22 protein-coding genes are annotated in these 23,440 nt (G+C 42.6%); 7 read left to right on the top strand and 15 right to left on the bottom strand.

The window, feature by feature from the left end; all coding sequences use genetic code 11:
* Positions 1-196: 196 nt before the first annotated feature.
* A complete protein-coding gene (locus tag F6K46_RS21865; protein WP_293061012.1) occupies positions 197-403 on the bottom strand; it encodes a hypothetical protein in 207 nt (68 codons plus the stop codon).
* A gap of 242 nt (positions 404-645) precedes the next feature.
* Positions 646-2,190, bottom strand: coding sequence for a TM0106 family RecB-like putative nuclease (locus F6K46_RS21860; protein ID WP_293061010.1), 1,545 nt, complete (start codon positions 2,188-2,190; stop codon positions 646-648).
* A 411-nt stretch (positions 2,191-2,601) separates the two neighbouring features.
* Here F6K46_RS21860 and psaK point away from each other — a divergent pair, with 411 nt between their 5' ends.
* Positions 2,602-2,871 (top strand): photosystem I reaction center subunit PsaK, encoded by a 270-nt coding sequence (psaK, locus tag F6K46_RS21855; protein ID WP_293036778.1) that lies wholly within the window; start codon positions 2,602-2,604, stop codon positions 2,869-2,871.
* 128 nt (positions 2,872-2,999) lie between these two features.
* Here psaK and F6K46_RS21850 read toward each other — a convergent pair whose 3' ends face one another.
* The 4 genes from F6K46_RS21850 to uvrA form a co-directional block, all read right to left on the bottom strand.
* A complete protein-coding gene (locus F6K46_RS21850; RefSeq protein ID WP_293061008.1) occupies positions 3,000-4,292 on the bottom strand; it encodes an FGGY-family carbohydrate kinase in 1,293 nt (430 codons plus the stop codon).
* Between the two features lie 150 nt (positions 4,293-4,442).
* The gene (locus F6K46_RS21845) at positions 4,443-4,781 is read right to left on the bottom strand and encodes a XisI protein (protein WP_293061006.1); all 339 of its coding nucleotides are present in this window, start codon (positions 4,779-4,781) and stop codon (positions 4,443-4,445) included.
* The gene (locus F6K46_RS21840; RefSeq protein ID WP_293061004.1) at positions 4,766-5,185 is read right to left on the bottom strand and encodes an element excision factor XisH family protein; all 420 of its coding nucleotides are present in this window, start codon (positions 5,183-5,185) and stop codon (positions 4,766-4,768) included. Before F6K46_RS21840 ends, F6K46_RS21845 begins: the two co-directional genes overlap by 16 nt.
* Before the next feature lie 122 nt (positions 5,186-5,307).
* On the bottom strand, positions 5,308-8,292 hold the full coding sequence (gene uvrA, locus F6K46_RS21835) for an excinuclease ABC subunit UvrA (protein ID WP_293061002.1): 2,985 nt from the start codon (positions 8,290-8,292) through the stop codon (positions 5,308-5,310).
* 618 nt (positions 8,293-8,910) lie between these two features.
* On the opposite strand from uvrA, the gene F6K46_RS21830 reads away from it, so the two are divergent.
* Complete coding sequence (locus tag F6K46_RS21830; protein WP_293061000.1) at positions 8,911-9,942, top strand: TrkA family potassium uptake protein; 1,032 nt, start codon at positions 8,911-8,913, stop codon at positions 9,940-9,942.
* A 316-nt stretch (positions 9,943-10,258) separates the two neighbouring features.
* Here the strand turns inward: F6K46_RS21830 and F6K46_RS21825 are convergent, their stop codons facing one another.
* Positions 10,259-10,441 carry a hypothetical protein gene (locus tag F6K46_RS21825; protein WP_293117343.1) on the bottom strand — a complete coding sequence of 61 codons (183 nt, stop codon included), beginning with the start codon at positions 10,439-10,441 and terminating at the stop codon, positions 10,259-10,261.
* Between F6K46_RS21825 and F6K46_RS21820 the strand changes: the two genes are divergently transcribed.
* The 3 genes from F6K46_RS21820 to F6K46_RS21810 all read left to right on the top strand — a co-directional run bounded on the left by F6K46_RS21820 (position 10,440) and on the right by F6K46_RS21810 (position 13,381).
* Positions 10,440-11,186, top strand: a complete 747-nt coding sequence (locus F6K46_RS21820; RefSeq protein WP_293117340.1) for a spondin domain-containing protein — start codon at positions 10,440-10,442, stop codon at positions 11,184-11,186. The genes F6K46_RS21825 and F6K46_RS21820 overlap by 2 nt on opposite strands.
* Positions 11,187-11,460: 274 nt before the next feature.
* Complete coding sequence (locus tag F6K46_RS21815) at positions 11,461-11,601, top strand: hypothetical protein (protein WP_293060996.1); 141 nt, start codon at positions 11,461-11,463, stop codon at positions 11,599-11,601.
* A gap of 28 nt (positions 11,602-11,629) precedes the next feature.
* A complete protein-coding gene (locus tag F6K46_RS21810; protein ID WP_075899873.1) occupies positions 11,630-13,381 on the top strand; it encodes an AarF/ABC1/UbiB kinase family protein in 1,752 nt (583 codons plus the stop codon).
* A 591-nt stretch (positions 13,382-13,972) separates the two neighbouring features.
* On the opposite strand, the gene F6K46_RS21805 is transcribed toward F6K46_RS21810, so the two are convergent.
* From F6K46_RS21805 to F6K46_RS21775, 7 genes are all read right to left on the bottom strand, one after another.
* Positions 13,973-15,136 (bottom strand): hybrid sensor histidine kinase/response regulator, encoded by a 1,164-nt coding sequence (locus F6K46_RS21805; protein WP_293060993.1) that lies wholly within the window; start codon positions 15,134-15,136, stop codon positions 13,973-13,975.
* A gap of 151 nt (positions 15,137-15,287) precedes the next feature.
* On the bottom strand, positions 15,288-15,695 hold the full coding sequence (locus F6K46_RS21800) for a response regulator (RefSeq protein WP_229424392.1): 408 nt from the start codon (positions 15,693-15,695) through the stop codon (positions 15,288-15,290).
* Positions 15,688-17,979: an ATP-binding protein gene (locus F6K46_RS21795; protein ID WP_293060989.1), complete on the bottom strand. Its 2,292-nt coding sequence runs from the start codon at positions 17,977-17,979 to the stop codon at positions 15,688-15,690. Before F6K46_RS21795 ends, F6K46_RS21800 begins: the two co-directional genes overlap by 8 nt.
* A gap of 531 nt (positions 17,980-18,510) precedes the next feature.
* The gene (locus F6K46_RS21790) at positions 18,511-18,696 is read right to left on the bottom strand and encodes a hypothetical protein (RefSeq protein WP_293060987.1); all 186 of its coding nucleotides are present in this window, start codon (positions 18,694-18,696) and stop codon (positions 18,511-18,513) included.
* Positions 18,669-19,751 (bottom strand): DNA cytosine methyltransferase, encoded by a 1,083-nt coding sequence (locus F6K46_RS21785; RefSeq protein WP_293060985.1) that lies wholly within the window; start codon positions 19,749-19,751, stop codon positions 18,669-18,671. Before F6K46_RS21785 ends, F6K46_RS21790 begins: the two co-directional genes overlap by 28 nt.
* A 166-nt stretch (positions 19,752-19,917) precedes the next feature.
* Positions 19,918-20,073, bottom strand: a complete 156-nt coding sequence (locus F6K46_RS21780; protein ID WP_293060983.1) for a hypothetical protein — start codon at positions 20,071-20,073, stop codon at positions 19,918-19,920.
* Between the two features lie 618 nt (positions 20,074-20,691).
* Positions 20,692-20,892 carry a hypothetical protein gene (locus F6K46_RS21775; protein ID WP_293031374.1) on the bottom strand — a complete coding sequence of 67 codons (201 nt, stop codon included), beginning with the start codon at positions 20,890-20,892 and terminating at the stop codon, positions 20,692-20,694.
* 173 nt (positions 20,893-21,065) lie between these two features.
* Between F6K46_RS21775 and F6K46_RS21770 the strand changes: the two genes are divergently transcribed.
* A complete protein-coding gene (locus F6K46_RS21770) occupies positions 21,066-21,227 on the top strand; it encodes a hypothetical protein (protein WP_293060981.1) in 162 nt (53 codons plus the stop codon).
* Positions 21,228-21,248: 21 nt separating this feature from the next.
* Positions 21,249-22,574, top strand: coding sequence for a pentapeptide repeat-containing protein (locus F6K46_RS21765; protein ID WP_293060979.1), 1,326 nt, complete (start codon positions 21,249-21,251; stop codon positions 22,572-22,574).
* A 194-nt stretch (positions 22,575-22,768) separates the two neighbouring features.
* On the opposite strand, the gene F6K46_RS21760 is transcribed toward F6K46_RS21765, so the two are convergent.
* The gene (locus tag F6K46_RS21760) at positions 22,769-23,395 is read right to left on the bottom strand and encodes a Uma2 family endonuclease (RefSeq protein ID WP_293060977.1); all 627 of its coding nucleotides are present in this window, start codon (positions 23,393-23,395) and stop codon (positions 22,769-22,771) included.
* Positions 23,396-23,440 lie beyond the last annotated feature (45 nt).

The following is a 23,440-nucleotide window of genomic DNA, read 5'->3' as shown; positions in this document are numbered from 1 at the left end:
TTTCTGGGCATAGTTACAGGGTCTTTGTCTTAATTGACTTATACCATAGCGCTAGTAAAATGTCTATGTCCGATTTGTACGGTTAAATACTGTATTATCCCTATTTTTAGGGTTCTGATTGCTAGGCTAATCACCCACCCTAGGACTCACTATTATTTTTTCAAGACCAAATACCTTATGTACTGCTATGGCAGAATCACCGTTCTCTGTTGGTATTGGAGACTTTTGAGATTAAGATTGCCTCTGAAGCCGTTCTGCTGAATGGATAAAATCGTTCCAGGCTAAGAATTAAGAGGAGCATCAAAACCTGTACTGGCCAAGGTGCCATAGCAAAACCAAATATTAGACAGACAATGCTACTGCCTACTCCCAATAGGCGAGGGATTTCGTGAGAGACTCTCAACGATATGAAGATGCTCCCTAGGGCAGTTACGAGAAGAATTAGAAAAAGTGGAAGCATATTAATCACCTGTTATAAAAGAAATTCTAGACTCTAAATTCCAGACCTCTAAAAATTATAGAGAGGGCTCCCCTCCATCCAATGATGGTGAAAGCCCCCTTTAGATTTAATTTAGCATCTACCTATACATTTTGTGTGTAAGCTAGATTACAAAACCTAATAAGTTAAAAAATCGTTGCATAACTTCATGCTAAGTTTTGAAAGTTAATAGTATTGGGCAAAGTGTTGGGCAAAGTGTTGGACAAAAAGTTGACTAGCCACTGCTTGAGGTGATATGTAGCGCGGCAGTCATCTTCATTGTAGCGCTGGATAATTTCGAGAATAGAGTGATTGCCTGTTTTTAACCACTGGTCATACAAACACACACATTCGGAGCCAGTCATATCCGGATCGCGCCACTCAAACCCCAACCATCTAGCCAGATTTTTCAGAGAATAACTCTCCACTGGCATGGTCACAGTATCAATAACTATTTGATGAACATCCACGAAACGATCTAGCAGGGGTCTAACTATCTGTCGTGGAGTTTGGTAAAGGGTTGCTAAGCGCTTGACCGTATCAACTTCATACTTTGAAAAATGGAAGATTGGGGCATCTGGATAACGCTCAACTAAGTCTAGAAATTGTAGCCAGATGAATCCTTCTTGCCAAGAATGTTCTGCGAATAGGTTATGGAAGGTCTCAGTTTCAGTGCGTCGATCAATCACCAACACCCCTAGCAAATACTCCAGGGGCAAATCAGGCTGTGCTTCAATATCAAAATAAAGCTCAACAGATGCTGTTGGTAAAGAGTTTTGATTCGGGAGGTCTGCCGAGATTTTGGCATTACCATTCCCTCGCTCTAGTTGTTGGTATTCAAGTATACTAAAGTAGTGTTTGGGATAGAGCAGCACCCGGTTTTGTACCTGAGATTGGGCTTGCTGCACCAGCTGGAAAGCTACTAAGCTACCAAAGCTTGGCTCTAATTCACTAATTGTGGACGTGGCTAAGGATTCGATTGTGGTTACTCCCAAAGCCTTCAAATCCCGATAGCGGCTGGGTGTTACTCCAGGCAATAGGGAAATGTGCTCTACAGATTTAGCGATCGCATAACAACTGTGATACCAACAGCAAAGACTACACCGCTGACGGGAAATGAACACCTCTGGTTCTTGTCGCTGCAATAGAGTCTCAATACATTCCGATAGCAGTTGTTCCATCAGTGGTACCCATCGTTCTATTACCACGGTGTAGGACTTTTGGTTACGCAAAATTAATGAGGCAGTGGTCGGCCACTGTCCTTGTACTGCTGCTAACAGCTGAGCACGAAAAGCAGTAAGGATTTTATACTCTGGCTTGGGCCGTTTGCTGAGCTTAATGGTGGTGGGAACATAGATCCAATCACCAAAATTAGAACGTCCCGGCTGTTTTACCAGCAAATCAGGAAAACATAGCAATGTCACCCCGTCACCAGTTGGCATCAACAGTACCCCTCCAGAAATGTACTCTGTCCCTTGTTGCATTAGTTTCAAGGTGGCCTGTGCAGCAGCGTGCCAATCTGTTCTGGGGTAGCGGGGTGAGTGGTGGGGCACAGTAGCCAGAATCTGTTGTTTATGGTCTCGGCTTTTCTGTTGCAGTTTCAGCCGAAAATCTGAGGGTGGGTCTTGCTCTGTGGGATCTCCATAAATCTCCAAAAACGCCCTACGCCGACAGCGTTTGTAATCTAAAAGTAATGCGTCCGTCAGCAGCATAATTATAGTTTCAGCTAACCCGTCATGGCTGGTAACACTCGCCGCTCCGGTAAGATGTCACCAGCCATGCAGGATGAATCAATCCGGTCAACCCGGATTGATTGATCAATCCAGGGTTTATCCCGCTTTTATTAATTTATGTAAATTTACCGAAACATTGACTGAGCAACCAGGGATTACTTAACAATTATTTACATAAAGGCTTGATTTAATTTTACCGAATCCCACCGCCCAAAAGTCTAGTAATCACGGGCTTTGGCTTTCTAATCAAGGGGAATCAAAGCAAGACTGGCAACGGAATCGACTCTGGCAAAAAAAACTAATTATGACACCGCGCTGGTAAAATCTTTATAAAAGATTAAATCTTTAAGAGATCACTGTAAGAGTCTATCAAAAACAGGAGAACACAAATTGACTTACTCAATCTTGCTTGCTGCTGCATCTGCCGTTCCCAACACCCTGGAATGGAGTCCGACAGTCGGAATCATCATGATTATCTGCAATGTCCTAGCGATTGCCATCGGAAAAGCTACTATGCAGAATCCTAGCGAAGGCCCCGCGTTGCCTATGCCTGAGTTCTTCGGTGGCATGGGTTTTCCCGCATTACTAGCAACCACTAGCCTCGGTCACATCATAGGACTAGGCACTATCTTAGGATTGGCTAACATGGGGATTATCTAGAGCTTAGGAGCTCTAGGGTATAGGGCGAACTGGGATAGTGATGATGGTTAGGTTGATCCAGGGCTGATAATTCACAGCAGATTCTCACCCAGTCACTCGGTCATGCAGTAATCCTAGACACGATTACCCTATACCCGATCTTCTAACAGGTATCCCTGCTTGGCCAATAGTGCTGTACCATAAGCAGCCGCTGTGTGAAGAGATTTCAACATCGGTACCATGAGCTGACGCTCTCGAATCCTTGTCCAGGTAGGATTTTTGGCACCACCACCAGCTGTATAGACACAGGTTTTGGGACTTGCTCCGAGCTGTTGTAACAAACGATACCCCCTAGCTTCAATTCGGGCTATGCTTTCAAGGATTCCTTGGAGAAATTCCACGGAATTATCGGGTTTCGGTTCCAATCTTGGGGGGAGATCCGGGTCATTAATGGGAAAGCGATCGCCTGGTCTAAGTAAGGGATAATAATCCAGGGGACTTTCTTGCTCGGGGTCGATTTGAGAGCTGAGACTTTCTAATTCTCTGTCACTGAAAAAGTGTCGTAGTACTGCTCCACCGGTGTTGGATGCGCCACCGGTAAGCCATAAATTTCCCAATCGATGACTGTAAATGCCAAATTTGGCCTCTTCTACACGAGTGGTACTCAATAGTTTAAGTACCAAGGTAGACCCAAGGGAGGTTACCGCTTCACCTGGTTGTTTGGCACCACTAGCGATAAATGCGGCAATACTATCGGTGGTACCTGTACAAACTAGACAATCTGGTGATAATCCCAAGCAGTGAGCTACCTCAGGGGTTACAACTCCAACTGGTGTACCGGGAGCCAAGACTTTGGGTAGCATGGGTGACACCGGTAGCTGTTTCATCCAGTCAGGATAGCACAAGTTTTCAGGATTATAACCGAGCTTTAAAGCATTGTGATAATCACTTATGCCTAGTTTTCCATGCAATAGAAAGGCTAACCAGTCCGCTTGATGGAGAAAGTATAAGGGATTAGTTTCAGCACAGATGTTGCTGATCAGATCTGTACAGTCATACCACCAGAGAAGTTTGGCAAGGCTGGAGGTAGCACTTAAAACGACATGGTTGGGAGGAGCAATGGTTCTAAGTTGTTCCATCACAGCTACTCCTCGTGGATCGTTGTAAAGGATGGGTGCATCTACTGGTTGACCGATGCGATCGCATAACAAAACTGTTGCGGAGGTGCCATTAATTGCGATCGCATTAATTTCACCCTTGATTGACTGGGGAATTTGCTCAATCAGGGAAAATAATACCTTCTGCCACTGTGTTGCGGTATCAATGGTGATGGCTTGGAGTGGAAACGGATATTGAGTCTCGGCAAAGATAGTACCAACAGAGTCTATCACTACTGCCCGTGCGCCAGAGGTTCCGAAATCGATGCCTAGATAGACAGTCATTAGAATTTAGAATTTAGAATTTAGAATTTAGAATTTAGGATTTAGGATTTATAATTTATAATTTAGGATTTATAATTTGACTTCATTCTACATTCTTCATTCTACATTCTTCATTCTTAATTTTTTTATTCTACATTCTGCATTCCACCCTTAGCCTACTGCAAAACCTGTATATTGTCTTACTTGAGGATGGCGGAAACCAAGTACAATATCGTTTGCGGGAATACCTGCTTCCAGTAAATCGGTAGCAATCCCCTCTTCCGTATCATCGTATTGAATCCAAATTGTGTCACCAATTAAATCTAGGTGAATTGGTGTAGCGTGTAGGTAATAGTCATCATTCCAACCGATGTCTAATACTAAATAGTGTCCTCGCTGATCATCGAAAAGCACTTTAGAGTCATAGCTGTCAGGTAGGGAAGCACGATACTCAGCGTGTTCCATTAATACTTTTTTGATGATGTCTTGGTAGTTTAATCTGGTATCCATTGAATCAGCGTTTCACTATCGTGATCAAAAACAATTAATTTGATAATTTGGTTCTTTAGCAATACCTTTCCCAATTCTATGGTAAACACGTTTTTAAAGGTTAGTCTAGAAACGGCAAGATAAAGACGGCGCTCTACACCCATTTCATCCATTACTTGACGATACAGGATATACTGCCCTAAAGCCTGCTCTAAATCTTTTACATCAGACTTTCCTACAAAACTCTTAACTTCAACAACAATTTTTTGTACTCCTTTTTCAGCACTAATTAGACGTTCCGCACCAAGATCAGCAGATAAGCGTTTGTTGCCTATCTGTAGGGGAAATGGATCATGGGTAATTGTCCAGCCATCCTTTTGTAAGGCACGCTTAACCGTATTGTGGTAGATGTCTCGCCTTGCCATGTCAATCTCTTCCCTCTAGCATCATCCTCAACTAGGATGGAAACTCAAATAGCGATCGCATCAAAAAAGCCATTCCTGAAACATGCCCTATAACTGACCCACTTAACACTAAGCACTAAGCACTAAGCACTCAGCAGTCCTTCCTGTCGGGGGTACTCCTGGAGAACCTCCTTCAAATACTTCCCCGTATAGGACTTAGGATTTTCTGCTACCTCCTCCGGTGTTCCTGAGGCAATTACTTCTCCCCCTTTATCCCCACCTTCTGGTCCTAAGTCTATTACCCAATCAGCACAGCGAATCACATCTAAATTGTGTTCAATCACCAAAACAGAATTTCCTTTATCTACCAACCGCTGCAATACATTTAATAAGTGATGAACATCATAAAATGACAATCCTGTTGTCGGTTCATCGATTAAATACAATGTCTTTCCCGTTGCCCGACGTGACAATTCTGTTGCCAACTTCACCCGTTGTGCTTCTCCACCAGATAATGTTGGTGCTGGTTGCCCTAAGTGGATATATCCTAACCCTACATCTACTAAAGTTTGTAACCGAGATGCTGCTCTTGGAATATTCTTAAATACCTCCAATGCTTCTGCCACTGGCATATTTAAAATATCAGCAATGGAATATCCTTTATACTTCACTTGCAACGTTTCTCGATTATATCGCGCTCCCTTACAAACGTCACATTGTACATAGACATCGGGCAAAAAATTCATCTCAATGATATTCACACCCTGTCCCGAACAAGCTTCGCAACGTCCTCCTTTTACATTAAACGAAAATTGCCCTGGCTTGTAACCTCTGGCTTTAGCTTCAATAGTTTTAGAAAATACCTCTCGAATTGCATCAAACACTCCTGTATACGTAGCAGGATTAGACCGGGGAGTGCGACCAATGGGAGATTGATCGATTACGATTGCTTTATTAATAGCATTGAGTCCCTCAACTTGATCCAATTCTTTGGGAAAGGGGACTTTACGAGTCATATGATGTTGTAATGCCGGGTAAAGTAATTCATTGACTAAGGTAGATTTACCAGATCCAGAGACACCTGTAATGGTGACTAACTCACCTAGTGGTATCTCTACCTCTATGTGTTTGAGATTGTTACGATGAGCATTTTTAATCACAAAAGAACGACCATTACCCTCTCGACGTTTACTAGGGGTTTCAATTACTTGCCGTTTTGATAAATACGCTCCCGTCAGGGAATTATCACTTTTAATTACAGTTTCTAAATCCCCTTGAGCAACAATTTTCCCCCCATGAATTCCAGCTTTCGGACCAATATCGACAATATGATCGGCAGTACGAATGGTTTCTTCATCATGTTCTACAACAATCAAGGTATTGCCCAAATCCCGCAATTTGATTAGGGTAGTCAGTAACCGTCCATTATCTCTTTGGTGCAATCCAATACTTGGTTCATCTAATACATACAGAACTCCAGTTAAGCCTGCTCCAATCTGAGTCGCTAGGCGAATCCGCTGAGCTTCTCCACCGGAAAGGGTCATGGCTGGACGATCAAGGGTAAGATAATCTAATCCTACATCAATCAGAAATTGTAATCGGGCTTTAATTTCTTTGAGGGCAAGGTCACCAATTTGAGCTTGGCGGGGGGAAAGTTGTAAGTTATCAATCCGTTGACGACATTGGCGAATTGAGACACTAGTTAAATCATCAATATGATATTGTCCTAACCGCACGGAGAGTGCTTCTGGTTTAAGCCGTTTACCATGACACTCTGGGCAAGGTTGATAAATTAAATACTGCTCTAGTTTGTGTTTTGAGGCTTCCGAATTAGTGTCTTTATACTGTTTTTCTAGAATCGGGATAATGCCAGGATAGCGCTTGTAGTACCCTTTTTCTTTGCCATAAGCAGAATCATTTTGAATGTAGATTTTTTCGTCGGTGCCGTAGAGCAGAATGTCTTGTTGTTCAGAGGTTAGCTGATTCCAGGGAGTTTTGATTTCAAAACCATAGGCTTCTCCTACGCTATAGAGTAGGGAAATGTAGTAGGTGTTGTCTTTTTCTGACCACGGGGCAATAGCACTATATAAGGGTTGAGTAGGGTCAGGTACTACTAGTTCTGGAGAAAAGGTTTGTAAATTACCGATACCGTGACAAACTGGACAAGCACCATAGGGGGAATTAAAGGAAAATAATCGGGGAGATAATTCTTCCATTACTGCCCCATGTTCTGGGCAAGCAAAGTTTTCTGAAAATACGATTTCTTGAGGAATGTCTTGGTCAGATGAACTGCCATTTTTTGGAGGAGTACGTCTATAATTATGATCAGATTTGACTTCTGCTGACTGTGCTGATGTATTATCTAAAACTTGGATAACTGCAATTCCAGTAGAACGTTTTAGGCAAGTAGCAAGGGAATCGGTAATCCGTTCTTGAATACTAGGCTTTTTGATGAGACGGTCAACCACCACTTCAATGTTGTGGGTATAATTTTTATCCAGTTCGATGGTATCGGAGAGGTCAAAGGTTTCACCATCGACTCTGACCCGCACAAATCCTTCGGTGGCTAAGCTGGATAATAGTTTCTTGTGAGTGCCCTTTTTGCCTCGGATAACCGGAGCCAGGATATGGAAGCGAGTCCGGTCAGGGAGTTCCATAATGCGATCGCACATCTGGTCGATGGTCTGGGGCGCAATATTGCGATCGCATTTGGGACAATAGGGTTCACCAGCCCGTCCAAACAGTAATCGCAGGTAATCGTAAATCTCCGTAACTGTACCAACAGTGGAACGGGGGTTATGGGATGTAGATTTCTGGTCAATGGAGATAGCGGGGCTTAAGCCTTCGATGGCATCCACATCCGGTTTATCCAGTTGTCCGAGGAATTGACGAGCATAGGCACTAAGGGATTCTACATAACGGCGTTGTCCTTCCGCAAAGATAGTGTCGAATGCCAGGGAGGATTTGCCGGAACCGGAAACACCAGTAAAGACAATAATGCGATCGCGTGGCAGTTCCAGATCAATATTTTTCAGGTTATGCTGTCTAGCCCCCCGAATCCGAATGGTGTTTTGAGCAGAGTTAGGGGTGTGGTCCCGGGTGTGGTTGAGGTTAGAGGATTTTGGCATGACCGACAGCGGCTTTAAACTCCTTAACAATAGTAGCGCTATCCGTTCCCATAGTAATGTTTTACCTAAGCATTCAGCTGTTTGCCGGACACCCTCTAGCTTTCAGCTTGAGCGATCCCAGACTTCAATTATATAGTTTTTGTATAGTTTTCAGTAAGCTCGAGCACACTCCAAAGCCCACTTCCGAGCTCCTGAGCCCCCCTGCCGATTCAATCTATAAATTATAGAGAATAGATACAGCGTTTTTCATAACTATGAGCTACACAGGTTTTTTGCCCTGTTCCGAAGTCCCTGTTCCCTGTTCCGAAGTCCCTGCTCCCTGCTCCGAAGTCCCTGCTCCCTAAAATCTATAACGAAAGTACCTCACCCAATTCAAAACCGCTGTATTATAGTCAGGGTAAGCGCAAGAAAAAATTGCCCATAATGTGCATTGGCTGGATCTCGGTTGCTCGTGGCTCGAAACCCCTATAATCTCGTCGAACTGTACTCGCAATAGAGTTACTTTGTTGAGAATGACGTGGGTTTTTTCTCAATAAGCTACGGCTTATTGATTCTTGCGCTTACCCTGGTATTATAGTTACTTAAACCGACATGAACTGACCATTACGTCTAACTCAAATGATATTACTATGGAATCGAAAATTCTGGAATTTTTTGCGCAGTGAAAAGCTTGATAAAGTACTGGTTATTATTTTGATAATCATTACTATTAACACTATCACTATATCATGGCTGGAACCAGATATCTCAAAAGCAGATGCTTTCTGGTGGAGCATCGTCACCCTCACAACTGTTGGCTATGGTGATATCACCCCTGTCACAGTTGGTGGTCGCGTTATTGCTATTCTCGATATGTTTGTGGGGATTGGATTCTTAGCCATCTTCACCGCTAGCCTCGCTGGTATTTTTGTCGATCAAAAACTCAAAAATGATCTAGGTATGGGATCTTATAATTTTAACAATCACTTGATTATTTGCGAATGGAATTCTAGAGCAAGATTTATCATCAATGAGTTGCGAAGGTTTCCTAAAACTCAAGATGAGAAAATTATTTTAATTGCTAATATAGACCGGAAGCCTATCGAAGACAATAATTTGTTTTTTCTTAAAGGTAATGTAAGTGATGAAACCTTGATTCGAGCCAACTTGATCCAGGCTAGAACTGTTATAATTTTAGGGGATGACAGTATAGATGACACAGCTCGCGACGCAAAAGTTATACTATCTACCCTGACAGTAGAAAGTATTAATCCCAAGGCTTACACAGTTGTGGAGCTGGTAGATGAAACTCATGTTAAATCCTGTCAGCGGGCTAAGGTTGACGAAATAATCGTTAGTAGTGAGTTAAGTAGTATGCTCATTTCCCAAGCTGCTCTTAACCATGGAATTACCAAAGTTGTCTCGGAAATATTAAGTACTCAAACTGGGAACAAGCTTTATAAAATTGCGATTCCTGACTCTCGGGTTGGTAGTTCCTTTATGGAAGTATTTACGTATATGAAGCAAGCCTATCAAAGTATTGTCTTAGCGGTACAAAAAGGAATTGAAGGAGACGTTATCTCCAATCCACCGACAGATTATAAACTTGAGAATGGTGACTATTTAATTGTCGTTTCTCAACACGAACCACGACTGCTAAAGAAATCTTAAACGAGAAATCTTAAACGTAAGTGTGACCTGTGACCTGTGACCTGTGATGTGTTAATTAACAATTTTAAATTTTAAATTTTAAATTTTAAATTGACGAATACCCTTCCAGGATAAGTAGTCAACCGCAACTAATATCACGTCGTCATTCCAGGCTGATAGAGGCTGGAAATTATCAGTAAATTATCAGCAAATTTTCAGCCTCTGTTCAGCAACAACTAAACCAAGAAACCAATAATTCTAGTCAAGCTACTAACCTAGGATTATCCACTTGATGGGGTGCCAGCAAAATCAGTTTTGAACACTTAGTTTTGAACACTTAGTTTTGAACACTTAGCTGATTAACTCTACGGATAATGATGTAGCTACATAGATAGTTGAGCAACACACTCATTGACAAATCTACCATATTGATATCTTTGATCAGGATCACCATGAAGCATTCAATTATTAAATCACTCAAAATCATCACCATGGTTACGGTAACCTCTACACTAGCCATGGCATCTAGCGCAACAGCAGGTACCCTCAAGGTGACAATTGAAAGCCTGGCACCGGACAACGGCACGTTATTGACTCCAGTCTGGGTAGGTTTTCATAATGGTCTTTTTGATATTTATGATCGGGGTGAGGCAGCTTCACCAGGACTGGAGCGCATTGCTGAGGATGGCAATGCAGCAGTGCTTAGTCAAGAGTTTTTTGCTAGTGGTGCGGGTTCAGTTGATGGGGTAATTCCTGGTCCAAATGGTCCAGTTGCTTCTGGGGATATTGCCCAAGCCACATTTACTGTAGATTCTACTAGCCGTTACTTCAGCTACGCGGCCATGATTCTCCCCAGTAATGATGCTTTCATTGCTAATGGCAACCCCTTGGCTATTGAGATTTTTGATGAAGATGGTAATTTCACTGGAGCTGACTTTACCGTTCTCGGTTCTCAAGTTCTGGATGCAGGTACTGAAGTTAACGACGAGCAGGAGACGACTACTGCTTTCTTCGGTCAAACTATTCCTGATACCGGTACACCAGAAAACGGAGTTGTTACCCTGCATCCAGGTTTTATCCCAGGTGGACCAATTTTATCAACTGAGACATTTGCTCAAGGTGACTTCACAGTGGATGGCTACCAGATAGCACGTATCAAAGTCGAGAAAGTGCCAGAATCGTCTACTACTGGAGCATTACTTGCTATCGGTGGGTTGTTATGGCTGGGTAGCCGCTGGCGTCAGAGTCTTAACAGATGTGCGTAAATCCCTTTGGCAATTGATCATTGACAATTTTCAATTTTCCCTTCTTGATTAACAACACTAGATAAGTACTCAACATAAGTAGTCAACAGTCAACATAAGTAGTCAACTAGACTCAAGATAAACGCGATCGCGCTATTTGTCAGGTTTGACTTGGCATAGTGCGTTCGCGAAGCGGAGGCCGAAGGCCACGCTACGCGAACGGCTTTGCCGAATCGCTTTTTTTAGACCAGTCTAGCGAAACTCAACACTGTCACGGCATCAATATTTCCCGCTTTTGACGACACCCGACACCCGACTCCCGACTCCCGACTCCCGACACCCGACTCCCGACTCCCGACACCCGACTCCCGACTCCCGACTCCCGACTCCCTACCCCTTGACCAACCGCAAAGTTCAAGAGATAATTTTCTTGTAATTATTTAACAAATCTTAAAATACTAACCTTGCAGTACGAGCCAAGAACCATATCTGACTACTACCGCCAGCGTTCTCGGCTAGTCTGGGGACGCAGGATGGCTTTGGTAGGGGCATTGATTACCTTTAGCATCAGGCTAGGGTGGGATTTCGTCACTGGTAGCCTTGCCCAAAATCAACCTCAACGAGCCTGGGAATTTCGTGAAAAGCTGACTCAACTTGGTCCAACCTTCATTAAATTGGGACAAATCCTTTCCTGTCGTCCTGATATTGTTCCTCCTATTTATTTAGAGGAACTCACTAAATTACAAGACCAATTACCTCCTTTCTCTAATCACATTGCCTATCAGTTAATTGAAGAAGAATTAGGCGATAACTATAACAACATCTATGGCTCACTGAGCGACAAACCCGTAGCTGCTGCTTCCCTAGGACAAGTGTACAAAGGGACACTCAAAACTGGTGAAATCGTAGCAGTAAAAGTGCAACGCCCTGGTCTGGTGGAGTGTATTTCCCTAGATATCTATATCTTGCGGAAAATAGCAGCATGGGCGCAAGAATCAATCTCCTTTGTTCACAGCGACCTAGTAGCACTTATCGACGAACTAGCTATTCGCTTGTTTGAAGAAATGGACTATACCCAGGAAGGTCGCAATGCGGAACGATTTGCCCAACTTTACGGTGACATTAACAATATCGCTGTACCACGTATATATTGGCAATACTCGGGGCGGCGGGTGTTAACCATGGAGTGGATCACTGGGACTAAATTGACGGAACTAGAAACCATTAAAGCCCAGGGATTAGACCCGAATACCCTGATTGATGTAGGATTTCAGTGTTGCTTGCGGCAACTTTTAGAAGAAGGTTACTTCCATGCTGACCCTCACCCTGGCAATTTATTGGCTACCCCTGATGGGAAATTGGCTTATCTTGACTTTGGCATGATGAGTTCAGTAGAACCGTCTTATCGGTATCGCTTACTGGAATCGGTTGTCCATATTGTTATTGGTGATTTTGAAGGTCTAGCACAAGACTATGTGAAGCTGGACTTTTTGCCACCGGAGACAGATGTGACCTCGCTGATTCCTGAACTAACTGATATTTTTGGCGGGGTGATGGAAGCTACTGTGTCAACATTCGGCTTTAATCGTATTATTCGGAAGCTATCCCCCTTGCTTTATAAATATCCATTTAAATTACCCACTTACTACCTCCTGATTTTCCGCAGTGCCGCTACTTTAGAAGGGATAGCGATTAAGCTCAATCCCAATTTTCAGCCCTTCAATGAAACTTATCCCTATGTTGCCCAACGGCTGTTGACGGATTCATCCCCCCAATTAAGGACTTGTTTACAGGAAATTGTGTATCAAGATGGTGGAATTCAATGGCATGTTTTGGAGGAGTTATTAGGTCAGGTGCGCACAAGTAGGAAGTTTGATATTAGTGCGCTCCTACACCAGGGGTTAGAATTTCTCTACTCCGAGCAAGGGAGTATATTGCGTAATGCTCTGGTTGAAGAGATGGTTACCAGTTTAGAGAATCTCTCATACAGGACTCTTGGGCAGATAACTGCATCGGTGGGCTTGGCGGTTAATGTAACTGGAAAATTAGAGTCTCCTAACCTGGAGCGGATGCAAAAGATTGGGGCTATGATTATTGAATCCTCTAGGTTTGACCTAGAATCGGTACCGAAGATGCTGGAACTTTTGTTAAAGCAGGAAACTCAACGCCTAGGTCAACAAATTGCTTCCGAAATTGCCAAGCGGATGTTTCGGTAACAGAAAAGTTATAGCCCTGCGCCCAGGGAATAGGGAACAGGGAATAGGGAACAGGGAATGATGCGCGCTTGTGACATAGCGCTGCATCGCTTCGTCACTTGAATTTATCAACACCATTGCTTGCATTGCTATATCTGATTGTTAACGGATGCCGTAACAGATGTCAAGGATGGGGAGATTGATTGAGATTGGTCAGTATTCAGATATGAAGTGAATGCTGATAGCTGAATACTGATACCTGAATGATTACCTTTGCGATTGGCCTACGGCCACGCTACGCGAACGCATCTTAATTCTCAATTCTTAATTCTTAATTCTCAATTCTTAATTCTTAATTCTCAATTCTTAATTCTCAATTCTTAATTCTTAATTCTTAATTCTTAATTCTTAATTCTTAATTCTTAATTCTTAATTCTTAATTCTTAATTCTTAATTCTTAATTCTTAATTCTTAATTCTTAATTCTTAATTCTTAATTCTTAATTCTTAATTCTTAATTCTTAATTCTTAATTCTCAATTCTCAATTCTTAATTCTCAATTCTCAATTCTTAATGCTCAATTCTTAATTCTTAATTCTCAATTCCCTAAAACCTAATACGGTAACCTAACGGTAAATGTAGTACCCTCTCCCAACTGACTCTTGACAGAAATCTCACCACCATGAGCTTCCAAACACTGTTTAACAATAGCTAGCCCTAAGCCACTACCAGGAATTGTGCCAACATTGCTAGCACGATGGAAAGGCTCAAACAGTTGCGGTTGCTCTTCTGGGGGAATGCCCATCCCCTGGTCTTGAATGCGAAACATAACACATTCTGTTTGAGCAATCAGTTCAAACTGAACTGTTCCCCCTGTGGGTGAGTACTTAATAGCGTTAGTGAGCAAATTGCTAAAAATGTGTCGCAGCAATCGTTCATCCCATAGGGCTTCCTTCAATTCCCCTTGACTGGTAAAAACTAGCTGATGGTTCTTGTTGGTACTGATTTGTAACTCTTCTACTAATTGGTGACAAAACCGTTTCAAATCCAACCGAGTAGGTTGACACAGGAGTTTGCCGGAATCAGCTTTACTGATTAATGAAACCTCATCCAATAACTCGGCCATGTTTTTGATGGCCGAGCGAATTAGCCGCAAATGAACCAGTTTTTTCTCTTTAGGTAATTGTTCCTCTTTGTCTTGGAGCAATCCAGAACAAAGGAGAATTGTATTTAAGGGATTACGAAAGTCGTGAGAGAGCATGGAAACAAATTCGGCTTTGCGCTGATTGACTTCTTTGGCTCTAACCAACTCAGCGGTTTGTTCCTGAACCTGACTTTCTAGGGCTTGATTTTCTTGTCGTAATGCAACTGCTGCCTGCTTACGTTCAATAGCATAGCGCAAGGAACGAACCAGCATTTTTCCCTTGACTTGCCGCTTGACTAGATAATCTTGTGCTCCTTGACGAACTGCCTCAATGGCTAATTCATCATCATTGGTATTGGTTAGCACTACAATCGGTAAACTAGGCGCTTGCTTGATCAAGGGTCCGAGGGATGCTAGTCCGTGGCTGTCCGGTAGAGTCAGATCTAACAAGATCACATCGTAGGGACTTGAGATGGCTCTAGCCTGAGCAATTTCCTGGAGTCCATCTCGCAACCGCTTGACATGAACTAGACTAAACTGCCTGAACTGAGCTTCTTTCAAAAACTCTTGTAACAATCTGGCTTCTGCCAGGTTGTCCTCAATTAACAAGATTTTTACTGAGCCTTCAGGCATTACCTTTGAGTATTTCTTCTTTGGGCTTATTGGTCTGGATTTCTCCTTTGATAGAGAATCCTCATTGGTTTCCTGATTTTGTGTTAGTCAACCCTGATGTCTAATCCTTAGTGTCTCATAGTTTATGGCTAATCCCTAATCCCTAATCCCTTTATTGTGATGGCAGGGTGACAGTCGAGAGCCAAAAGTCTTCAATTCCTTTGACGATTTTGAATAATTCGCTAAGATTGCGGGATTTGGTGATATAGCAATTCACATGCAAGTCGTAACTCTGGAAAATGTCATCCTGATTTCTTGAGGTAGTTAATACCACCACAGGAATCCGTTTGAGATTAGGGTCAGCCTTAATCTCTGCGAGCACCTCTCGACCATCCTTTTTTGGCAAGTTTAAATCTAGCACGATCAGGTCTGGACGGACGGCATCAGCATACTCTCCTTCTTGGTGTAAGTAAGCCATAGCGTCCATGCCATTTCTGACCGTTACTACCTGGTGGGGTACCGAGCTATTTTTTAACGCTTCTTGGATTAAGCGAATATCGGCTTTATTGTCTTCAACCAAAAATATGATTTTGTGTCTTTCGTCCGTTTCTACGCTCACGCTCGCGTCCCCTTACTGGAATTGTAAAATAGAAGGTGGCACCGTGACCTAGTTCTGACTCTACCCAAATTTTGCCCCGGTGGCACTCCAGAATCTTTTTACAGATAGCCAAACCCATACCTGTGCCAGGATACTCATCCCGGGTGTGCAGACGTTGGAAGATCACGAAAATGCGATCGCTAAACTGCGGTTCAATCCCAATGCCATTATCCTGCACTGAAAATAGCCATGCATCCTCCAGTCGTTTTGCCCCCACATGGATTTCCGGCGGCTGTTCACTGCGGAACTTGATCGCATTACCAATTAAATTCTGGAACAGTTGCATCAACTGAGTGCTATCAGCCATGACTGTTGGGAAGGGGTCATGGGTAATCACTGCCCCAGTTTCACGGATGCGTCCCCGCAAATTCGCCAGAGCATGGTCTAAGGCCGTCTCCACTTCCGTCAGTTTAAACTCAATGCCCTGCAAATCGACTTTCGAGTAAGCCAACACATCATCAATCAGGGTTTGCATGAGGCTGACTCCCTCAACCGCAAAGGTAATAAACTCGCTGGCATCTTCGTCAAGCTTATCATTATAGCGCATTTCTAAAAGCTGCACATAATTGGCCACTTGATTGAGGGGTTCTTGTAGGTCATGGGATGCCACATAAGCAAACTTTTTCAGTTCAGCATTGGAACGTTCTAGATCCTGAGCCAATTGAGCCAATTCATCAGCTTGACGCAGGACAATATTAATCAGTGCTTTCCTCAGTTCCAGTGCTGTCTTAATTTCCACCTGTTTCCAGGGTAAAGAGGTTAAGCGAACGGTTTCTTTCCACAGTTCAAAGGATTTACGGGGCGACAGTTGCAAAGTCCCCTCTGTGTGGGTTGTTTCAAAGGCTTTATTGGGGTCACCCCCCCAATTAACAGTTTGAATCACCTCTGGTCGGAACCACAGCACATAGTTTCTCTTGGAAATTGGGATGGCTAGCAAGCCACTACCAATATCTTTAAACCGTTGTGCATCAGGATAAAGGCGAGGCAGGGAATCAGTATAGAAAACCTCTTCATTAACATTCTGTTTCAGCCATTGCACCAAAAACTTCAGGTCTTCTTCACTAGGGGTTTCACCAATAACCGTAAAATTATCCCCAAAACAAATTGCTGCACCTTGAGCATTAGTCAAGTCCAGTAAATTAGGGTCATGCTTAACTAAGCCATCAATAAAGTTTTCTTCTTGGGACATATACTCAATCAATATTGATTGAGTATAGGACAACTTCATCTGATAGTCATAGTCTTCCGTCTCTTCTCGGGCTGAAATTTCTGAGAATATCACTCGTCCTAAAAATTCGCAAGCTTTGCGCAACTCATAGGATACATACTTAGGGGTTTGATGATGACAAGCAATAAGTCCCCAGAGTTTTTTATCTTTAATTAGTGAAATCGTCAAAGACGCCCCAACTCCCATATTGTGGAGGTACTTGATATGACAGGGAGAAGCACTTCTGAGAATCGATAATGTTAAATCAAGGGGGCGATTTGTGATGGGATTATCGGTAGGAAAAATTTCAACAGGTTGGGAATTTGCATCTGGAATTAAGCGGATCCAATTGGAACAGAATAATCGTCTGGCTGGTTTAGGAATATCCGATTCTGGATAGTGTAAGCCTAGGTAAGATTCCAGACTGTCTAGTTTTTCTTCCGCAATAACGGCTCCATGGTCATCATCTTCAAATTTATATAGCATCACCCGGTCAAACCCAGTGACCTTTCGCACCTCTTTGACGATGATTTGACAAAAATCCCGAAGATTTGAAGTTTGTTGGAGCTGGTTAATGGAGGCTCTTGCTAGATGATAAAAGCTTAAAAATGGGATAGTCTCCCGGGAAACTGCTGGTTCTAATTCCAGAATCAGACATCCATCTGAGTTACGATGAAATACACCATCAAATACTGCATAATCATCGCCCTTTTTCCTCGCCCAAATTTTAGTAGGATTGATCAGGTCTAGATTTTCCTCAGATAACCCAGCTTTAATTCTCTCCACTTGGAATGGGTCAAGTACATCTTCTAGGGTTTTTTCTAGCATGGCTTCGGCAGGGATTCCCAAAACCCTAGAGGTATTGTTGCTAACTTGTAAGATTTTCAGCTCAGGCTCTTCCAGTACCAAGAGTCCCCCATGAGGCTGTATTTGACCAATCACATGAATCGGTTCATGATCCAATTTGGTTTGTTGTGCTGGTAAATCTATTCCTACCATAATTCTCCGACCTTAATCCAGGATTATCAACAGTTATACGACCTCTGTAAGGAAGTCTCTTTGATTACCAATATCATTCCAAATACTATTTCTAATACTATTTAGTTTTTCCCTTGTGAATCTTTAACGGAACTTACCTATGACTACCTAGTATTTCCTAGTATATCCCAGTAAGTCAAGGATTAGGTCTAGAGTAATTTTTAAAAAAACATTAAATTTTTTGGTACTGCCTTTAGATCTTCTGCTGTTTATGGGATTCCTGTTGCCATCAAGGGGAATGTTAGGCTTGCTTCTAAAAAAATATTAATAATAATACGTAAAAACTCAATACTTAATAATTTAACTTAACAAAAAACGTGTAAGCTATCAGCTATCAGCTATCAGCTATCAGCCAATGGCTTTGGCCAAAGGCCACGCTACGCAAATGGCCACACTACTTGAGGAGCAAACGTTTTGAATAAAAGAGGTAAGGATTTGTTTAATCTCTTTTACGTCAGAGGCTAGAAGCCTGTGCCACAAAGCTGTCAGCCGTCAGCTAATCAACAGTCGGTAGTAAACAAGCTTACGGGCTAGTACGGCTGGTTGAAAATTCCTGCTCCTTTTACTAATCTGACCCCGTGCAGTTAAAGCCCCTGATAGCTGATAGCTGTTCGCGTAGCGTGCGCGTAGCGCATAAGCTGATAGCTTACCTACAGCCGCAGATGCAATGTGTCGCAAAGCTGATCAAAATAGGATTGAAAGTCTTTTGTCGTTGATACCTCAGAGGGGAAGATTGCTTGATGGATTGCTTCTCCAACTGCTTTGGCTAACCGTGGTGGTACAGCATTACCAACTTGTCTGTATCGTGATGTTTTAGAACCTTTGAATACAAAATGATCAGGAAAGGATTGGAGTCTAGCTGATTCCCGTACCGTCAGCCGTCTTACCCCTTCAATTGTTCCTGATCTCGGCTTTCCCCCATTCATTAAATGACGATGATACACCAGTAAAACACCTTCAGGGTCAATAATGTGGGTTCGGTAACCTCCCATAGTAGCGGTAATGGTAGGACTTGGTGCATCGAAATTGATGGGTTTTCCCCCACCCTTGACTAGGGTTCCTGTCCAAGGGGTAGGACGAATAACGGGTTTATTGGCATAGGAAACGTTAGTGCTATTCGGCTCATAGTCTGGAACATCAGTTAAGGCTGAACCTGATGAAATATAGGAATTAGATGTCCCTAAACCATGGGTTTTCAGGGGAAACGTAAAATCGGTTTTTGTGGCTAAACCGACCAAAAATAGACGTTCACGATACTGGGGAATTCCATAGGATGCTGCTTCTAAAAGGTCTACATAAACTGAATAATCCAGGGCTTTAAACTGCTGAATAATCCATTGATAATAGTGAAAATTTTTAGAGCTTTGCAACCCACGCATAGTTTCCATTAAAAATGCCTTGGGTCGAATCTCCCTAACTGCTCGGATAAATTCTGGAACTAAATCTTTATTTTTGGCTTCGGATAACTGTTTACTTGGGTGTTTGTTTCGGACAGAAAAAGGTTGACAAGGCGGTGACCCTACTACAAGGTCAATCCCTTGAAATTGAGTAAAGTCTATAGCTCGAATATCCGAGTGAATAACATTAGCGCTAGGAAAGTTTTCTCGATAAGTGGAAACAGCAGATTTATCAATTTCTATTGCTGTGGTGATCTGCCACCCAGCCATATGGAAACCCAGAGAAAGGCCACCTGCCCCTGCAAATATATCGATGGCGTTTTTGGAATCATTCATGAGTTAGTGATCAGTTTTTCGCTATCAGCTATCAGCTCGGTAGAGTAGGTTGAGGGAGCAGGGAGTAGGGAGTAGGGAGTAGGGGTAAGAAAATTTACTGTACCTCATAACTATGATCAGGGCTATATTTAGACTAATTGTAGTTTAAGGGTATCAGCTGATTTTGTTATGCCAAATTGGTACATATACCAAAGGGAACAGGGAACAGGGAACAGGGAACAGGGAACAGGGAGTAGGGAGTAGGGAGTAGCGATGCAGCGCGGTCTTGGGGGTTTCCCCCACTCGCTATTGCATCAAGACGGGAGTAGGGAAAAGAGAACAAAAATTCTCACAATTCATTTAGGATTGGTATATTTGATTATTTAAGGTTAGTAAGATTTAAGGTTTAAGGTTTAAGGTTTAAGGTTGCAGGTTTAAGGTTTAAGGTTTAAGGTTTAAGGTTGCAGGTTGAACGCGCACGCGTGTCTAAAGGCCAAGGTTTAAGGTATAAGGTTGTTCGCGTGGGTGCATCTCATATTTGTAAAAAAGTGCGGTAGGCTGCGTTAGGGGCGAGCTCACCAAAAAAAATGGCGTTGCTGAATCAAGGAATGAATGCATGATCATCTGGTTGTGGTCAAGCCCCCTAAATCCCCCAACTTTGGGGGACTTTGAAAGTCTTTTTCCCCCCAAAATTGGGGGGCTAGGGGGGCAAAACCATACCCAGAATCAGCAACGCCAAAAAAATAGCCGTAGAAATACTATCCACGGCTATTTAAATGACTTATGTCACTGAGTTCCCAAACCGAAACTGATGTGATCTTATTTGATTGACCTTGGTCTTTCGGCCACCCTACGGGACCAGACCGGAGCCAAGGCTCTGGGGGGAAGCCCCCCCAGAAATTTAGCGATGCAGCGCGGTCTTGGGGGTTTCCCCCACTCGCTATTGCATCAAGACAAGGTGTTATGGCAACAGCCAATACTTCATCATGGTTGTCCTCACTTCCCCTGGAGTTTCAGTAGGTTCCAAAGGGCTCCAGTCGGCAATCTCCCCATAGCCTAGGGAATAAAACCTTTGCATACTATGGATTACGGCTTGACGAGGACCTTTTAGAGTGTGCTCAACAGGTTGTTTCTTGAGGTTTTGGTTAGAGTATTTTGACATAAGTCAGAACTTAAACTCATTGTGGTTTGGCAATTATTATTATAATGATTATAATTTAATTTGTCAAGGGTTTTTATAATTTTTTATTGGGAGGGGTTAGAGATAGTAAAAAAAAATGATTGGAGCAGGTAAACTATGTAATAATGATTGAAGTTATAGCGTTTATAGGACTCATGAGGTACACAGAATTGTTTTACTATTGGCTGTTCCCTGTTCCGAAGTTCCCTATTCCCTGCTCCCTGCTCCCTGCTCCCTGCTCCCTGCTCCCTGTTCCCTATTCCCTGTTCCCTGTTCCCATCAATCTTATATTTACATCTCAAATGAAAATGCTATAGTTATGCTAAATCAGCAAGACTATGACAGATTTTAGCCAGGGTAAGAAAACTAAAAAACTAACTATTGCCGCTTCTTCACAAGGTATTGAAACAGCTAAAAAAGCTTTGGATAAGCTAGGGTTTGAGTTAAAAAGTAACTTCCCTAAGTCACAAGGGATAAGTCGCTATACAGTTACCAAGTTTTTTAAATCAGAGCCAATTCAGCTTGATTTATTTAAACGGATATGTGAGGGATTGACCCTAGACTGGAAAGAAATTGCGGGAATAGCAGAAGAACAAGCATCAGAACAGCTAAACAAAAATGATGGCAGTAGCTCAGAGCTGGTGAAGGGTGTGGAGCCAAGTCAATCCCTGAGCCAAAAAGAGACTGTAATCGAGAGACACAGTGAAACAATCAAAGCTGTTCTTGTATTAGAAGGAGATATAAATTCAGTTCAACCTTCAAAACTGATTGAATCTATTTTACAAGAATCTTCAGGATACACGATCAACATTATTAATATTAAACCAAGCAGCTTAATCCTACAGGGGTCTCAAGAAGCTATCGAACGGCTTGAAGCTCGGATAAAATCAGAAGACCTAAAAGAATTAAGCGGTTTTCCTATTAAAGAGATTCAAATTTTGAACGAAAGGTCAGATGATGAAGACAATAGCAAGCTTGATCATAAATGGTGTCTAGTGCAAGAGATTGCCAGCAGTGGAGCTGTGGGTCGAGACTTGAGGGGTGCGGACCTCAGTGATACGGACCTCAGTAATACGAAGCTCAGTGGTGCTAATCTGATTCGTGCCGACCTGAGTGGTGCCGACTTGAGTGGTGCGGACTTGATTCGTCCTAAGCTGAGTGATGCGGACCTCAGTGGTGCTAACTTGATTCGTGCTAACCTGATTGCTGCCAATCTTAGTGGTGCTAACCTCAGTGGTGCAAACTTGATCGGTGCTAACCTCAGTGGTGCAAACTTGATTGGTGCTAACCTCAGTGGTGCAAACTTGATTGGTGCCAACCTGATTGGTGCCAACCTGATTGGTGCCAACCTTAGGGGTGCTGAGCTCAGTGCTACCAACCTTAGTGATTCCAATCTCAGTGGTGTTAACCTTAGTGGTGCCTTCCTGAATCCGATGAGGGTGTCTGGTGCCAACCTCAGTGGTACTAACCTCAGTGGTGCTAACCTCAGTGGTGCTAACCTTAATGGTGCCGACCTCAGTGGTGCCAACCTCAGTGGTGCTGAATTGAAAAATGCCCGATTCACATATATTGTAGGAATTGATGAATCCCTCAAGCTTGAGCTAATTCAAAGAGGAGCAATTTTTTATAATTTTGCAGGTGAACCATCAGAAATTAGTTCTTGAAACATTACCATTTCTGTGTATTAAAAAAAAGCGATCGCATAATCTACATAACTGGTAATTCGACGGATAATTTATCTGTATTAAAAAAGAGCGATCGCATAATATAGACATCCGTGGAGGAATTGTGATCATTTTTGCTGCCTACTCCCTACTCCCTGCTCCTTTTGCTATACTGCTCATACTAACCGTTATTGCTAAATTTTGCTTCTCACCCAACTCCGAAAAGCTTTCACCAATTCTAAATAGTCCATGGTTTCAGCTTGTTCTAAAAATTGGGCAATTTCAGAAAGTGGTAAATTCGTAAAGTATATACTCTGATTTACAACAACGTATTCTTGATTTTGTAGCTGCTTAATGGTGAAATATTTACCATCATAAATCCAGACTTCAGGTACACCTAGATTTGAATAGATATCAAAGCGGTCATCTGAAGGTCTGGTAATATCAATTTCAACAACTAAATCTGGCCCTGGGTCTTCTGGGCCAAGCCTTTTTTTCCCTTTAACACCATCTATGTTGTTAATGTAGAAACATTCATCAGGTTCGGCTCCACTAATTTCTGGACGTTTAAAGGTAGTTGAACCTAAAGGATAAATCCTAATTTTCAATTCTTCAGCTAGGGTTTCAACAAAGCGACCCATCACTTTTTTATAAAGTTCATGTTCAGGGGAAGGAGCCATAATTTCTAGGTTGCCACGATTGTAGGTAAGGCGTAAGCCGCGATGGTTTTCCAATTCATTAAGTAATGTTTCATAGGTTTGCCAACTGATACCAGAGAGTTGGATTCGTTCTGCTGGTGGGGTTATGGGAGTGATGGTCATAGGGAGAGTGCTTTGGAATTATAGTTATTTTAGCAGTACAATTTA

Source organism: Moorena sp. SIO3E8 (assembly GCF_010692445.1).
Taxonomy (GTDB): Bacteria; Cyanobacteriota; Cyanobacteriia; order Cyanobacteriales; family Coleofasciculaceae; genus Moorena; species Moorena bouillonii.
The sequence above is the reverse complement of the archived record's forward strand: the minus strand, read 5'-3'. Positions and strand labels throughout refer to the sequence as shown.

Coding starts and splice junctions, on each gene's coding strand:
- F6K46_RS21785 (WP_293060985.1), bottom strand. CDS start 19,751: ATGAATGATTCCAAAAACGCCATCGATATATTTGCAGGGGCAGGTGGC.
- F6K46_RS21820 (WP_293117340.1), top strand. CDS start 10,440: ATGGCATCTAGCGCAACAGCAGGTACCCTCAAGGTGACAATTGAAAGC.
- F6K46_RS21850 (WP_293061008.1), bottom strand. CDS start 4,292: ATGACTGTCTATCTAGGCATCGATTTCGGAACCTCTGGCGCACGGGCA.
- F6K46_RS21825 (WP_293117343.1), bottom strand. CDS start 10,441: ATGGCTAGTGTAGAGGTTACCGTAACCATGGTGATGATTTTGAGTGAT.
- F6K46_RS21805 (WP_293060993.1), bottom strand. CDS start 15,136: ATGCCTGAAGGCTCAGTAAAAATCTTGTTAATTGAGGACAACCTGGCA.
- F6K46_RS21845 (WP_293061006.1), bottom strand. CDS start 4,781: ATGGATACCAGATTAAACTACCAAGACATCATCAAAAAAGTATTAATG.
- F6K46_RS21775 (WP_293031374.1), bottom strand. CDS start 20,892: ATGTCAAAATACTCTAACCAAAACCTCAAGAAACAACCTGTTGAGCAC.
- F6K46_RS21795 (WP_293060989.1), bottom strand. CDS start 17,979: ATGGTAGGAATAGATTTACCAGCACAACAAACCAAATTGGATCATGAA.
- F6K46_RS21760 (WP_293060977.1), bottom strand. CDS start 23,395: ATGACCATCACTCCCATAACCCCACCAGCAGAACGAATCCAACTCTCT.
- F6K46_RS21840 (WP_293061004.1), bottom strand. CDS start 5,185: ATGGCAAGGCGAGACATCTACCACAATACGGTTAAGCGTGCCTTACAA.
- F6K46_RS21770 (WP_293060981.1), top strand. CDS start 21,066: ATGAGGTACACAGAATTGTTTTACTATTGGCTGTTCCCTGTTCCGAAG.
- F6K46_RS21860 (WP_293061010.1), bottom strand. CDS start 2,190: ATGCTGCTGACGGACGCATTACTTTTAGATTACAAACGCTGTCGGCGT.
- F6K46_RS21830 (WP_293061000.1), top strand. CDS start 8,911: ATGATATTACTATGGAATCGAAAATTCTGGAATTTTTTGCGCAGTGAA.
- uvrA (WP_293061002.1), bottom strand. CDS start 8,292: ATGCCAAAATCCTCTAACCTCAACCACACCCGGGACCACACCCCTAAC.
- F6K46_RS21765 (WP_293060979.1), top strand. CDS start 21,249: ATGACAGATTTTAGCCAGGGTAAGAAAACTAAAAAACTAACTATTGCC.